This window comes from Curtobacterium sp. MCLR17_042 (genome assembly GCF_003234695.1).
Taxonomy (GTDB): Bacteria; Actinomycetota; Actinomycetes; order Actinomycetales; family Microbacteriaceae; genus Curtobacterium; species Curtobacterium flaccumfaciens.
This window is the reverse complement of record NZ_QKTD01000001.1, coordinates 230592-243634: the sequence shown is the minus strand read 5'-3', so window position 1 is coordinate 243634 and position 13043 is coordinate 230592. Positions and strand designations below refer to the sequence as shown.

At 71.4% G+C, this 13043-nt stretch carries 13 protein-coding genes; 8 read left to right on the top strand and 5 right to left on the bottom strand.

Annotated elements, in window-relative coordinates; all coding sequences use genetic code 11:
* The first annotated feature begins 44 nt into the window (after positions 1–44).
* Positions 45–1100 (top strand): anthranilate phosphoribosyltransferase, encoded by a 1056-nt coding sequence (gene trpD / locus DEJ02_RS01190; RefSeq protein ID WP_111030102.1) that lies wholly within the window; start codon positions 45–47, stop codon positions 1098–1100.
* A gap of 499 nt (positions 1101–1599) precedes the next feature.
* Here the strand turns inward: trpD and glpK are convergent, their stop codons facing one another.
* Positions 1600–3111 (bottom strand): glycerol kinase GlpK, encoded by a 1512-nt coding sequence (glpK, locus tag DEJ02_RS01185; protein ID WP_017887334.1) that lies wholly within the window; start codon positions 3109–3111, stop codon positions 1600–1602.
* An 83-nt stretch (positions 3112–3194) separates the two neighbouring features.
* Positions 3195–3920 (bottom strand): MIP/aquaporin family protein, encoded by a 726-nt coding sequence (locus DEJ02_RS01180; RefSeq protein ID WP_111031719.1) that lies wholly within the window; start codon positions 3918–3920, stop codon positions 3195–3197.
* Positions 3921–4236: 316 nt separating this feature from the next.
* Between DEJ02_RS01180 and dhaK the strand changes: the two genes are divergently transcribed.
* The 3 genes from dhaK to dhaM all read left to right on the top strand — a co-directional run bounded on the left by dhaK (position 4237) and on the right by dhaM (position 6734).
* Positions 4237–5238, top strand: a complete 1002-nt coding sequence (gene dhaK / locus DEJ02_RS01175) for a dihydroxyacetone kinase subunit DhaK (RefSeq protein WP_111031718.1) — start codon at positions 4237–4239, stop codon at positions 5236–5238.
* A 138-nt stretch (positions 5239–5376) separates the two neighbouring features.
* A complete protein-coding gene (dhaL, locus tag DEJ02_RS01165; RefSeq protein ID WP_111031717.1) occupies positions 5377–6003 on the top strand; it encodes a dihydroxyacetone kinase subunit DhaL in 627 nt (208 codons plus the stop codon).
* The gene (gene dhaM, locus DEJ02_RS01160; RefSeq protein ID WP_111031716.1) at positions 6000–6734 is read left to right on the top strand and encodes a dihydroxyacetone kinase phosphoryl donor subunit DhaM; all 735 of its coding nucleotides are present in this window, start codon (positions 6000–6002) and stop codon (positions 6732–6734) included. The genes dhaL and dhaM overlap by 4 nt, the downstream gene beginning before the upstream one ends.
* A gap of 62 nt (positions 6735–6796) precedes the next feature.
* Here the strand turns inward: dhaM and DEJ02_RS01155 are convergent, their stop codons facing one another.
* The gene (locus tag DEJ02_RS01155) at positions 6797–7375 is read right to left on the bottom strand and encodes a TetR/AcrR family transcriptional regulator C-terminal domain-containing protein (RefSeq protein WP_111031715.1); all 579 of its coding nucleotides are present in this window, start codon (positions 7373–7375) and stop codon (positions 6797–6799) included.
* A 54-nt stretch (positions 7376–7429) separates the two neighbouring features.
* Between DEJ02_RS01155 and DEJ02_RS01150 the strand changes: the two genes are divergently transcribed.
* Positions 7430–8650, top strand: a complete 1221-nt coding sequence (locus DEJ02_RS01150; protein WP_111031714.1) for a beta-ketoacyl synthase — start codon at positions 7430–7432, stop codon at positions 8648–8650.
* Here DEJ02_RS01150 and DEJ02_RS01145 read toward each other — a convergent pair.
* Positions 8637–9470: a helix-turn-helix domain-containing protein gene (locus DEJ02_RS01145; protein WP_181440244.1), complete on the bottom strand. Its 834-nt coding sequence runs from the start codon at positions 9468–9470 to the stop codon at positions 8637–8639. The genes DEJ02_RS01150 and DEJ02_RS01145 overlap by 14 nt on opposite strands.
* A 102-nt stretch (positions 9471–9572) precedes the next feature.
* On the opposite strand from DEJ02_RS01145, the gene DEJ02_RS01140 reads away from it, so the two are divergent.
* Positions 9573–10253 (top strand): SDR family NAD(P)-dependent oxidoreductase, encoded by a 681-nt coding sequence (locus DEJ02_RS01140; RefSeq protein ID WP_111031712.1) that lies wholly within the window; start codon positions 9573–9575, stop codon positions 10251–10253.
* A gap of 31 nt (positions 10254–10284) precedes the next feature.
* On the opposite strand, the gene DEJ02_RS01135 is transcribed toward DEJ02_RS01140, so the two are convergent.
* A complete protein-coding gene (locus tag DEJ02_RS01135) occupies positions 10285–10725 on the bottom strand; it encodes a GNAT family N-acetyltransferase (protein WP_111031711.1) in 441 nt (146 codons plus the stop codon).
* Positions 10726–10970: 245 nt separating this feature from the next.
* On the opposite strand from DEJ02_RS01135, the gene DEJ02_RS01125 reads away from it, so the two are divergent.
* Together DEJ02_RS01125 and DEJ02_RS01120 are read left to right on the top strand one after the other, a co-directional pair.
* Positions 10971–12002 carry an alcohol dehydrogenase catalytic domain-containing protein gene (locus DEJ02_RS01125; RefSeq protein ID WP_111031710.1) on the top strand — a complete coding sequence of 344 codons (1032 nt, stop codon included), beginning with the start codon at positions 10971–10973 and terminating at the stop codon, positions 12000–12002.
* A 178-nt stretch (positions 12003–12180) separates the two neighbouring features.
* Positions 12181–12933: a YfbU family protein gene (locus tag DEJ02_RS01120; protein WP_111031709.1), complete on the top strand. Its 753-nt coding sequence runs from the start codon at positions 12181–12183 to the stop codon at positions 12931–12933.
* Positions 12934–13043 lie beyond the last annotated feature (110 nt).

Genomic DNA, 13043 nt, shown 5'->3' with positions numbered 1-13043 from the left:
TCGCAGGAGACTGGCGGGTCTCTCGAATTCACTACGATCGAGCCATGCCTGACGCACTTTCTTGGCCAGCAGTGATCAGCGCGCTCATGGCGCGCGAGGACCTGACGATCAGGCAATCCACATGGGCCATGGAGGAGATCGTGCACGGGCGCGCCACCCAGGCACAGATCGCGGCCTTCGCCGTGACGCTCCGCGCGAAGGGCGAGACCGTCGACGAGGTCGTCGGGTTCCGCGACGCGATCCTGGACGCCGCGGTTCCGCTCGACGTCGACCCGATGGCGCTCGACATCGTCGGGACCGGCGGCGACGTGGTCGGCACCGTGAACATCTCGACGATGGCGGCCATCGTGATCGCCGCCGCCGGGGTCCCCGTCGTCAAGCACGGGAACAAGGCCAGCTCGTCGAAGTCCGGCTCGAGCGACGTGCTCGCCGCCCTCGGACTCGATCTCACGATGGACGCCGCGCGTGTCGCGGACACCTTCCGGCGTGTCGGCCTGACCTTCGCCTTCGCCAACGCGTTCCACCCCGGTTTCGCCCACGCAGGCCCGGTCCGGCGCGAGATCGGCGTGCCGACGGTGTTCAACTTCCTCGGCCCGCTCGTCAACCCCGCACGGTGCGAGGCCAACGCCGTGGGGGTCGCCCAGCTCGACCTCGTCCCGATCATCACGGGCGTGTTCCAGACGCGCGGAGCGACGGCCCTCGTGTTCCGCGGCGACGACGGACTCGACGAGCTGACCACCACCGGGCACAGCCACATCTGGGAGGTCACCGGGGGCCGCGTGACCGAGCACGACCTCGACCCGCGCGACCTCGGCATCGCCCGGGCACGGACGGAGGACCTGCTCGGCGGCGACCCCGAGCACAACGCCGGTGTCGTCCACCGGGTGCTCGCGGGGGAGACCGGACCCGTCCGCGACATCGTCCTGCTGAACGCCGCGGCCGGCCTCGTCTCGTTCCGGCTGGCACAGGACCCGAACGAGTCCGACCGGCCGATCCTGCAGCGCTTCCGCGAGCAGCTGGTCGTCGCCGCCGAGGCGGTCGACTCGGGCGCCGGTGCGCGCAAACTGGCTGATTGGGTCGGCGCAGCTCCCGCCGCGTAGTCCACGCCGCCCTGCGCACCGTGCGCAGTTCGTCACCCGGTGCGAGCCTGACGGCTCGGTGCTGCGCCACGAGCGCGCACCAGGCGGTCACCCCTGCACCCGGTGAACAAGCTCGCACCGTGCCGTGCCGGCAACCCCGTGCCGGACTGGAGGCCCGCTGCGGGCCCGCCCCGCGCCTCCAGTCCGCACCGTGCGCGGTCTGCGATCCCGTGCCGCTTCCGCGCAAGCCGCACCGTGCGCAGTTCGTCACCCGGTGCGAGCCTGACGGCTCGGTGCTGCGCCACGAGCGCGCACCAGGCGGTCACCCCTGCACCCGGTGAACAAGCCCGCACCGTGCCGTGCCGGCAACCACCCCGCACCCAACCAACCAACCGACCGACCACCCGCGACCGACCCGCAGGAGACGCAACGCACAGGAGGCCCGGTGCCGGTTCCTGGAACCGGCACCGGGCCTCCTGTCCGTGCGTTCAGTGCACGCGGTCAGCGTGCGCGTGCTTCGTTACTGCACGTCCTCGTCGACCCAGTCGAAGGTCTTCGTGACGGCCTTCTTCCACAGGCGGAGCGTGCGCTCGCGCTCGGCGGCGTCGAGCTGGGGCTCCCAGCGCTTGTCCTCCTGCCAGTTGGCACGGAGCTCGTCGAGGTTGGCCCAGAAGCCGACCGCGAGACCGGCGGCGTAGGCCGCGCCGAGCGCCGTCGTCTCCGCGACGACCGGACGCACGACCGGCACGTTGAGCATGTCGGCCTGGAACTGCATGAGCTCGCTGTTCGCGGTCATGCCGCCGTCGACCTTGAGCTCGGTCAGGTCCACGCCGGAGTCGGCGTTGACCGCGTCGAGGACCTCGCGGGTCTGCAGCGCCGTCGCCTCGAGGGCGGCACGCGCGATGTGGCCCTTGTTGACGAAGCGGGTGAGGCCGACGATCGCACCGCGGGCATCGGGACGCCAGTACGGCGCGAAGAGCCCGGAGAACGCCGGCACGAAGTACACGCCGCCGTTGTCCTCGACGGTCTTGGCCAGGGCCTCGACCTCCGGGGCGCTGCCGATCAGACCGAGGTTGTCGCGGAGCCACTGAATGAGCGAGCCCGTGACGGCGATCGAACCCTCGAGGGCGTAGTGCGTCTCCTGGTCGCCGAGCTTGTAGCCGACGGTGGTGAGCAGGCCGTTCTCGGAGCGGACGATCTCGGTACCGGTGTTGAAGATCAGGAAGTTGCCGGTGCCGTAGGTGTTCTTCGACTCGCCCTGGTCGAACGCGGCCTGACCGAAGGTCGCGGCCTGCTGGTCGCCGAGGATGCCGGCGATCGGGACCTCGCGCAGCAGGCTCGAGGACTCGACGTGGCCGTAGACCTCGGAGGAGCTGACGATCTCGGGGAGCATCGACTTCGGGACACCGAAGTCGGCGAGGATGTCGTCGCGCCACTGCAGCGTCTCGAGGTCCATGAACAGCGTGCGGGACGCGTTCGTGACGTCGGTCTTGTGGACGCCGCCGTCGACGCCACCGGTCAGGTTCCAGAGGACCCAGGTGTCGGTGGTGCCGAAGAGCAGGTCGCCCGCCTCGGCCTTCTCACGAGCACCCTCGACGTTCTCGAGGATCCACATGATCTTGGTGCCGGCGAAGTACGTCGCGAGCGGCAGGCCGACGATGGCCTTGTACTTGTCGGTGTCGCCGTCGGCGAGCTTGTCGACGAGCGCCTGCGTGCGGGTGTCCTGCCAGACGATCGCGTTGTAGATCGGCTTGCCGGTGGTCTTGTCCCAGACGACGGCGGTCTCGCGCTGGTTGGTGATGCCCACGGCTGCGACGTCGTGGCGCGTGATGTCGGCACGCGACAGTGCCTGACCGATCACCTCGCGGGTGTTGTCCCAGATCTCGGCGGGGTCGTGCTCGACCCACCCGGCGCGCGGGAAGATCTGCTCGTGTTCCTTCTGCCCGGTCGAGATGATCGAACCGGAGTGGTCGAACACGATTGCTCGGGTCGAGGTCGTGCCCTGGTCGATGGCGACGATGTAGTCGGCCATTGGTGCTCCTTACGGGTGTGTTCGGTGCGGGTGCGTGTGCGGTCGTGCGGAACGGCCGTCCACGCCTTCGGGGTGGGGGTGGGTCAGCTGACGATGGGCAGCAGGGCGTAGGACAGCCCGGCGGCGAGGGCGCCACCGATCAGCGGTCCGACGACCGGCACCCAGGCGTAGGCCCAGTCGCTCGAGCCCTTGCCCTTGATGGGCAGGATGGCGTGCGCGATGCGGGGGCCGAGGTCACGGGCGGGGTTGATGGCGTAGCCGGTGGGGCCACCGAGGCTGACACCGATCGCGATCACGAGGAAGGCGACGGGGATCGCACCGAGCGATGCCGGCGTCTGACCGTTCGAGAACGCGATGACGACGAAGACCAGCACGAAGGTGCCGATGATCTCCGTGACGAGGTTCCAGCCGTACGACCGGATCGCGGGGCCGGTCGAGAAGACGCCGAGCTTGGCGGCCGCGTCGGGCTCCTCGTCGAAGTGCTGCTTGTAGGCGAGCCAGACGATGACCGCGCCGATGATCGCGCCGATCAGCTGCGCGAGCCAGTAGAGGAACATCTCGCCGACGGTGATCTTGCCGAGCAGGGCGAGCCCGAGGCTGACCGCGGGGTTGAGCTGACCGCCCGAGCTGTAGGAGACGGTGACACCGGCGAAGACCGCGAAGCCCCAGCCGATGGTGACCATCAGGAACCCGGCTCCGAAGCCCTTGGACTTCGCGAGCGAGACAGCGGCGACGACGCCGCCACCCAGGATGATGAGCATCGCCGTACCGACGAGCTCGGACAGGAAATTGACGCCGATGCCGTCCATCGGTGACCTCCAGTGCGTGAGGGTGGGGGTCCGGCCGTGCTGCGCCGCACTCCCCGTTGAGTGATTGAGGCCAACCATAGTGATGCGGTTCACGGCCCGGCGATGAATTCGTGAGCGAAGTGCGGCATCGTGCACGAACGTGCAGGACGAGTGTCCCCAGCACGATCCCGAGCCGGTGGCGCGTCCTCGGCGCACTGCACGAACGTGCATCGGGAGCGGACGGCTGCCCGTGCCGTCGATGTAGATTGGGCCCACTCCGGTCGACGACGCGCGGTGTGACCGCCACGGTTCGACCCCGTACCCGTGGAGGCACCGCATGAAGAAGCTCATCAACGACCCGCAGGCCGTGGTCGAGGAGACCGTCCGGGGCTTCGCCCGGGCACACGCCGGACACGTCGTCCTGGTCGAGGACCCGATCCACCTGCACCGCGCTGACGCACCCGTCGCCGGCAAGGTCGGGATCGTCAGCGGTGGCGGCAGTGGCCACGAGCCGCTGCACGCCGGCTTCGTCGGGTACGGCATGCTCGACGCCGCGGTGCCCGGCCCGGTGTTCACGAGCCCGACGCCCGACCCGATCGTCGCCGCGACGAAGGCCGTCGACGGCGGTGCGGGCGTGCTGCACATCGTGAAGAACTACACCGGCGACGTGCTCAACTTCGAGACGGCCGCCGAACTCGCGGCGATGGACGACGTCCGCGTCGAGTCCGTCGTGGTGGACGACGACGTCGCGGTGCAGGACTCCCTGTTCACCGCCGGCCGTCGCGGCGTCGCCGGGACCGTCGTGGTGGAGAAGTGCGCCGGCGCCGCCGCCGAACGCGGGGACGACCTGGACGCGGTCGCCGCCGTGGCCCGGCACGTCAACGACGTCACGCGGTCGATGGGGCTCGCACTGGCATCGGGCACCGTCCCGCACGCGGGGGAGCCGTCGTTCGTGCTGGCCGACGACGAGGTCGAGCTCGGCATCGGCATCCACGGCGAGCCGGGCCGCGAGCGGATCGCGATGGCACCGGCGGACGAGCTGGTCGACCGCGTGCTCGAACCGATCCTGACCGACCTCGACGCACCGGCCGGTTCGTCGCTGCTGCTCCTGGTGAACGGCATGGGCGGCACCCCGCTGTCCGAGCTCTACATCGCCTACCGACGCGCCGCCGAGGTCCTCTCGGACCGCGGCCACCAGGTCACGCGTAGTTTGGTCGGCGACTACGTCACGTCCCTCGAGATGCAGGGGTTCTCGCTCACCGTCACGGTGCTCGACGACGAACTCACGGACCTCTGGGACGCCCCGGTGGAGACCCCGGCCCTGCGCTGGGGACGCTGACCGACCACGACTGCGAGAGCGACTGCGACCGCGACCGCGACCGCGATCGCGACCGCGACCGCGACCGACCATGGCCGCTCGACCACCGGACCACGACACCGGGCCCCACCGGGCCGGACACACACGAAGGGAACCGCATTGGCGCTCGACACCGCATGGGCCATCGACTGGGTCCGTCGCACCGCCGCGACGATCGACGAACACCGCGCCGAGCTCGTCACGCTCGACCGTGAGATCGGGGACGGCGACCACGGCGAGAACCTCGACCGCGGGTTCCGGGCCGTGCTCGAGGCCGTCGACTCCGGGTCCTTCGACACCCCGGGTGCCGTGCTCAAGACCGTTGCGACGAAGCTCATCTCGACCGTGGGCGGAGCGGCCGGCCCGCTCTTCGGCACCGCCTACCTGAAGGCGGCGCAGGCCGCCGGTGACGCGGCCGAACTCGACGCGGACGCCCTGGTCGCCGTCCTCACCGCCGCCCGCGACGGGGTCGTCTCCCGCGGCAAGGCCGCGGTCGGCGACAAGACGATGGTCGACGCGTGGAGCCCCGCGGTCGACGCCGCAGCAGCGGCCGCCAGTGCCGGCGACGACCCGAAGGCCGTGCTCACCGCAGCAGCCGACGCCGCCGCGCAGGGTGCGGCGGACACCGAGCCGCTCGTCGCCCACAAGGGCCGCGCGAGCTACCTCGGCGACCGCGCGATCGGGTACCGCGACCCTGGTGCGCAGTCGACCGCGTACATCCTGCGCGCAGCGGTGGACGCAGCGTGACCGTCGGCATCCTGGTCGTCTCGCACAGCGCGGCGATCGCGACGGGCACCGTCGAGCTGGCACGGCAGATGGCCGCGGACGTGCCGCTCGTCGCCGCGGGCGGCACGGACGACGGTGGCATCGGGACCTCGTTCGAGGCGATCACCGCCGGCATCGAGGAACTCGCCGAGTCGGACGCCGTCGTGGTGCTGTGCGACCTCGGCTCCGCCTACCTGACGACCGACACCGCGCTCGACTTCCTGGACGACGACGTCCGTGCCCGCGTCCACGTGTCGCAGGCCCCGTTGGTCGAGGGAGCGGTGGCCGCTGCGGTCGCCGCCCAGACGGGCGGTGACGCCGATGCGGTCCTGGCCGCTGCGGCGTCGGCCGCGGGTTCCGAGGCGGACGCGAGCAGCACCTCCCGTCCGTCCGGTGACCAGCCTGGAGGCACGGGGCCGGCCGACGGGGCTGCTCCCGTCGACGGCGCGGCCGGCTCCGACCGCGTCAGCGCGTCGGTCGAGCTGGTGAACGAGACCGGGCTGCACGCCCGGCCCGCCGCGGAGTTCGTGAAGACGGCGGCGAAGTACGACGCGAGCGTGCACGTCAACGGCGTGGACGCGAAGAGCCTGCTGGCGATCATGGCCCTGGCGCTGCCGAAGGGTGCGACGGTGTCGATCGACGCGACCGGGCAGGACGCGCAGGCCGCGGTCGACGCCCTCGTGGAACTGGTCCGGTCCGGCTTCGGCGAGTAACACCGCCGCCGGACGAGTGACAGCGCCGCCGGGGGAGACCCCGGCGGCGGTGCCCGCCCCGGTCAACGGATCGAGATCGTCCCCGCAAGGTCGAGGTCCGAGGGGCCGCCGGTGACCCCGGCGTCCGCGAGCAGGGTGGCACCGAACACGGCGCTCCAGAACGTGCGGGCGTCCCGGGCGACGCCGCTCGGGCTCGTCCATCCCTGGTCGGCGACGACGCGCTCCAGGTAGCGCTCGGACTGCCGGAACAGCACGGCGAGCAGCAGCCGCACGCGCTCTCGCTGCGCCGGGTCGTCCCCGGCGGCCCCGAGCGCGCGCACCACGAGCGGGGTCGACGGCATCGCGAGGGCGGTGCGGGCGAGGACCTGCCGGAACGACTCCGCCGAGCGGGCACGACGGCCGGCCGCCTGCAGTCGCGTGGTGTCACGGAGGAACAGCGCGAAGGCGGCGTCGAGCACCAGGCGGTCCTTCGAGCCGTAGTGGTGCGTGATCTGGTTCGGGTAGACACCCGCGGCCCGGGCGACCTCGCTGACGGTGACGCTCCGAGCGCCTGCGCTGAGCAGTCCGGCGGTCGCGGCGAGGATCCTCGCCCGAGTCGCCGCGCCGCGAGCCGTGCCGGAGCCGTCCACCGTGGTTGCCATCTCGGAATTGTACGTGGTACAACTCAACTTGTTCAACGTACAAGAGGAGTTCCCGTGGACATCGTCATCACCGGCTTCGGCGCGGTCTCACCCTTCGGCCACGGCGTCGCGCCGCTCTGGGACGCCCTGGTGGCCGGTCGCTCCGGCGTCCGCGCCCTGCACCGCGACGGAGCGCTCTGGGAACAGGTGCCGATCCGGGTCGGGGCCGATGCCGCCCTCGACGCCGAGGGGTCGCTCGGGCGGGTCCGCGCCAATCGCCTGGATCGCAGTCAGCAGCTGGCGCTCGTCGCCGCGGACGAGGCCTGGGCCGACGCCGGTGCCCCCGCGGTGGAGGGCGACCGCCTCGCCGTGGTGATCGGCACCGGGATCGGGGGAGTGGAGACGCTCCTCGACGCCCACGACGTGCTCGGCGCGTCCGGTGCCCGGCGGGTCTCACCGCGCACGGTGCCGATGCTCATGGCGAACGGTGCCGCCGCGCAGATCAGCATCGCCTACGGGGCGCGGGGCGGCGCATACACGACGGTGTCGGCATGTGCCTCCGGTGCGGAGGCCATCGCCACCGCCGCGCGACTCATCGCCACCGGTGAGGCCGACGTCGTCATCACCGGCGGGACCGAGGCCGCGGTCACCCCGGTGACGATGGCGTCGTTCGCCCAGTCGCAGGCCCTCGCGAAGCCCGACGGCGACGACCCGACGACCCTGTCCCGGCCGTTCGACGCCGACCGCCGCGGCTTCGTCCTCGGCGAGGGCGCCGGCATCGTCGTGCTCGAGCGCGCCGACCACGCCGCCGCCCGGGGGCAGCGGTCGCACGGCACGCTCGCCGGGTGGGGGATCACCTCGGACGCGCACCACATCACCGCACCGCTGGCGGACGGCAGCGAGCAGGAGCGGGCGATGCGCGCCGCGATCCGGATGGCGGGACTCACCGGTGCCGACGTCGACCACGTGAACGCGCACGCGACCGGTACCCCGGTCGGCGACGTCGGCGAGGCGGCCGCCATCAGCCGTGCGGTGGGGACCGGAGCGCTGGTCACCGCTCCGAAGAGCGCCATCGGGCACATGTTCGGCGCTGCCGGCGCGGTCGAGGCGATCCTGACCCTGCGGGCGCTCGAGACCGGGACCGTGCCACCGACCCTGAACCTCGACCGGCTCGACCCTGCGGTGGACCTCGACGTCGTCTCCGGCACCGCCCGGACCGCGCCGCTCCGTGCCGCGTTGAACAACTCGTTCGGGTTCGGCGGTCAGAACGCGTCGCTGGTGTTCACCGCGGCGTGAGCTCCTGCAGGCCGGTGACCCGGAGCAGGTCGAGCTTCGCGGCGTCCTCGGAGCCCGGCACGACCGTGTAGACGACGATCCGCAGGTCACCGCCGGGGACACTCAGCACGTCGCAGTCGATCTCCACCGGCCCGACCGGCGTGTGCACGACCTTGCGGCTCGCACGGTGCTCGGCGATCCGGCCGGTCTCCCAGCGGCGGGCGAACTCGGGGGACTCCCGCAGCAGCCGTTCGACCAGGTCCGCCAGGTCACGGTCCGCCGGGTAACGCCCGTACGCCTGCCGCAGGTCGGCGGCGAGGTCGCTCGAGAACTCCTCCTGGTGCTCGTCGTCCCAGTCCACCCCGTCGCGCTCCTGCGTGAAGTGCCGCCAGACCAGGTTGCGATCGAGCCCGACGTACCGCGAGGGGTCGCCGTTCACCGCGGCCCACAGCTCGTTCCAGAGCACGATGTCGTGGGTCGCCGTGAACACCGCGAGCGGGACGTCACCGAGCCGGTCGACCAGCCGCTGCACGCCGGGCGTGATGTGCCGCGGCACCACCTGACGCGACGGCGGGGCGACGCCGGCCACCCGGCACAGGTGGTCCCGCTCCTCGGACGACAGCCGGAGCGCCGTCGCGAGGGCACCGAGCAGCTGCGGCGACGGGTTCGTCGCCCGGCCCTGCTCGAGGCGGACGACGTAGTCGACGCTCACGCCCGCCAGCGCGGCGAGCTCCTCGCGACGGAGGCCCGGGGTCCGTCTGCCGGGGCCGGCCGGCAGGCCGACCGCCTCGGGACGCACCCGGTCGCGCCAGGAACGCAACACGTTCGCGAACTCGCTCATGTCCACCATCATCGCCCCGCGCCTCCAGTCCGTCCTGGTACTGCCGGTCCCACCGTCGCACCGTGCCTGGGGGAGCCGGGCCGGCGGGGGCAGGCTGGGCGCATGACAACGACACTCATCACCGGGGCCAACCGCAGCCTCGGACTCGAGACCGCACGCCGACTGCTCGAAGCCGGCCACACCGTGTACGCCGGTATGCGCGACCCGGCGAGCGGCGACGACGCCCGCGCACTCGGCGCCCACGTCGTGCAGCTGGACGTCACCGACCAGGCCAGCATCGACGCGGCGATCGCGACGATCCCCGAACTCGACGTCCTGGTGAACAACGCCGGGATCCTCGGCAGCTCGTTCGGGGTCGACGACCTCGACGCGAGCGCGATGGCGACCGTGCTCGACACCAACGTCACCGGCATCGTCCGGGTGACCCAGGCCGCGCTGCCCCTGCTGCGACGTTCGGCGGCACCCGTCATCGTGAACGTCTCGTCGGGGGTGGGGTTCCCGCGCTGGCTGACGACACCGGGACACGACGAGTACGGGGTGCCGGCGGTGCCGTACGCGGCGTCGAAGGCCGCCGTGATCGCGTTGACCGTGCAGTACGCGAAGAACCTGCCCGGGTTCCGGGTGAACGCGAGCGACCCGGGCTACACCGCGACGGAGTTCAACGGGTTCGGCGGACACCAGACGATCACCGAGGGCACCGACGCCACGGTCATGCTCGCGACGATCGGCACCGACGGGCCGACGGGCGAGTTCCACAACCGCGAGGGCCGCATCGAGTACTGAGGGGCAGCGCTGCGTGTGCGCCCGCGCCCCGTCAGTCGTGCACGTCGGCGCCGAACCCCGGCCCGGGACGCATCATCCAGCCGTCCGGATCGGGCAGCGGGCGGAACCCGAACCGCTCGTACAGCCCGTGGGCATCCGCGGTGAACAGGGCGAAGCGCTTCAGGCCGAGCGGCTCGACCGCGTCGGTCACGCCGCGCACGAGTGCGACCCCGACGCCGCGGCCCCGGGCGTCGGGGTCCACGAACACGTCGGCGAGCCACCCGAACGTCACGCCGTCGGTGATCACGCGCGCGTAGCCGAGCTGCTCGCCGGTCGTCGCGTCGTACACGCCGAAGTTCCGGGAGCCGGCGATGATCGCCTCCTGCGTCGCCCGGTCACGGCCGCGGGCCCAGTACGACTCCTCGCTCAGCCAGCGGTGCACGCGGTCGACGTCGAGGTCTTCGGGGTCGGCGGAGAAGCGCAGATCGGTCACGTGACGAGTCAACCGGTGGACGCGCCTGCGGCGCAACGGCCGATCGGGGTGCGGTGGACCGCTCGCGTGGTCGGGTGGTCGGGTGGCCGTCGGCCTGGAGGCCCGTGGGGACCCCGACGCGCGGGTCGCGGCTGGCGGTCGGTCGCGCTGGTCCGCCGTCGGGCGTCCGGCATCCGCCGTCTGGCGTCCGGCGTCCGGCGTCCGGCGTCCGGCGTCCGGCGTCCGGCGTCTGTCAGGATGGCCGCATGCGCGCTGTCCAGTACGCCCAGTTCGGTTCCGTCCCCTCGATCGTCGACCTGCCGGAACCGGTCGCACCCGACCACGGCGTCGTCGTCCGGGAGGCTGCCACCGGCGTCTGCCGCAGTGACTGGCACGCCTGGAAGGGCCACGACGACTCCGTCCGGCTGCCGCACGTGCCCGGCCACGAGTTCGCCGGCGTCGTCGCGTCGATCGGCACGGGCGTCCAGCGCTTCGCCGTCGGCGACCGGGTCACGGCACCGTTCGTGTTCGCCTGCGGGACCTGCGCCGAATGCCTCGACGGCGCGACCCAGGTGTGCACCGCCCAGCAGCAGCCCGGGTTCGACCTGCAGGGCTCGTACGCGGACTCCCTGGTCGTCCCGCACGCCGACCTGAACCTCGTCGCGCTGCCCGATGCCGTGGACTTCGCGGTGGCGGCGGCGCTCGGCTGCCGATTCGGCACCGCGTTCCACGCCCTGCACGCCCGAGGGCGCGTCGCCGCAGGGGAGTGGGTCGTGGTCTACGGGTGCGGAGGAGTCGGACTCTCCGCGGTCATGGTCGCCGTGGCCGCCGGCGCGCACGTCGTCGCCGTCGATGTCTCCACGGCCGCACTCGAACGCGCAGCAGCCCTGGGCGCCGACACCGTGCTGATGGACGCCGATGCCGTCACCACGGTGCGGTCCCGCACGGGCGGCGGAGCACACGTCTCGCTCGACGCCTACGGCAGCCGTGCCACCTCGGTCGCCGCCGTGGCGTCCCTGCGTCCGCGCGGTCGGCACGTGCAGGTGGGGCTGCTGCTTGACGACGAAGCCGCTCCGGCGATCCCGATGGGCCGGGTCATCGCGGACGAACTCGAACTGCTCGGCAGCCACGGGGCAGCGGTCGGGGAGTACGGCGCGATGCTCGACGCCATCGTGGCCGGGCGGCTGCGTCCGGAAGAGACGATCGGCCGCACGATCGGCTTCGACGACCTGCCCGAGGCACTCGTCGCGATGGACCGCCCCGCCACTTCTTCAGGGATGACCGTCGCGGTGTTCTGAGGCTCGGGCGTTCCCGTCAGCCTTCGGTCCGCGCGTCCGCGCCCGCACAACTTTTCCATCGTCACCTTGGCAGGTCCATCGTCGCTGTCCAGGCTACTGACGGAACGTCCGCAGCGCGACTGCCTCGACGGCGACAACCCTTTGCAGATGTATACATGTATGCGTTACGCTGTTTCGCATGAGCAAAGTCATTACCACTCGTGTCCCTGACGAGGCATACGACAGCCTGGAATCCATCGCCCGCGAACACGGCCTGAAGATCGGGGAGCACTCCCGGGAAGTGCTCCTCGCGAGTCTTGGGCGCAGCGACGACCGTGACGAAGTCGACCGGTCGGGTCAGGCGCCCGTTCCGGAACGACTCAGCACGGTCGAACGTCACACTCTCGCGATGCTGCACCGCATCCACGCGCAGCAGCTCGCCGCGGATCCCGATGCAGCCGAGTGGGAGGTTGAGCGCGCCAAGGTCCTCGAATACGGTTGGACAGGGGAGTACCCGCAGCTCTTTACTACGATCTACGCCGAACTGCCGCGACGCGACAGCGGGCTCGTCATGGACATCCTCGACATGTTCCGTGCCCTCGAGACCTCGATGAAGCGTCTTGACAACGACGAGCGCATTGCGGTGGAGTCGCGGTCGCACAACATCGCGGTCTTCCGCGGGTTCGACGCTAACGACGACTACGAGAGCCGCCTGCTCAGCTACGCACGGCACCTGGTCGTCGATCAGGGGAAGTGGGTCGACTTGGCGGATCGGTTCGCGGACGGAACGCCGTACGACGGCGGCAACTCGCACCACCCCTGGTTGCGTTCGTACAAGCGAATGCTGGACGCGTTCACCCCCATCTGGCGCGAGAAGATCCGCGCTGGTGCGTTCGGCGACGGGTCCTTCGACCTGAAGGCCGACGAGCTCGCTCAGGTCCTCAACGCCTGAGCGGTGCGCAGACCCGAGTCTGCGTCACGCGCGTCATCGTCGGCGTACGAACCGACGTACAGAACCGCAACCGCGACGACAGCAACGGAAGATGAACTGGACGACGTAAA

Coding starts and splice junctions, on each gene's coding strand:
- glpK (WP_017887334.1), bottom strand. CDS start 3,111: ATGGCCGACTACATCGTCGCCATCGACCAGGGCACGACCTCGACCCGA.
- DEJ02_RS01120 (WP_111031709.1), top strand. CDS start 12,181: ATGAGCAAAGTCATTACCACTCGTGTCCCTGACGAGGCATACGACAGC.
- DEJ02_RS01155 (WP_111031715.1), bottom strand. CDS start 7,375: ATGGCAACCACGGTGGACGGCTCCGGCACGGCTCGCGGCGCGGCGACT.
- DEJ02_RS01145 (WP_181440244.1), bottom strand. CDS start 9,470: ATGAGCGAGTTCGCGAACGTGTTGCGTTCCTGGCGCGACCGGGTGCGT.
- DEJ02_RS01140 (WP_111031712.1), top strand. CDS start 9,573: ATGACAACGACACTCATCACCGGGGCCAACCGCAGCCTCGGACTCGAG.
- dhaK (WP_111031718.1), top strand. CDS start 4,237: ATGAAGAAGCTCATCAACGACCCGCAGGCCGTGGTCGAGGAGACCGTC.
- DEJ02_RS01125 (WP_111031710.1), top strand. CDS start 10,971: ATGCGCGCTGTCCAGTACGCCCAGTTCGGTTCCGTCCCCTCGATCGTC.
- DEJ02_RS01180 (WP_111031719.1), bottom strand. CDS start 3,920: ATGGACGGCATCGGCGTCAATTTCCTGTCCGAGCTCGTCGGTACGGCG.
- trpD (WP_111030102.1), top strand. CDS start 45: ATGCCTGACGCACTTTCTTGGCCAGCAGTGATCAGCGCGCTCATGGCG.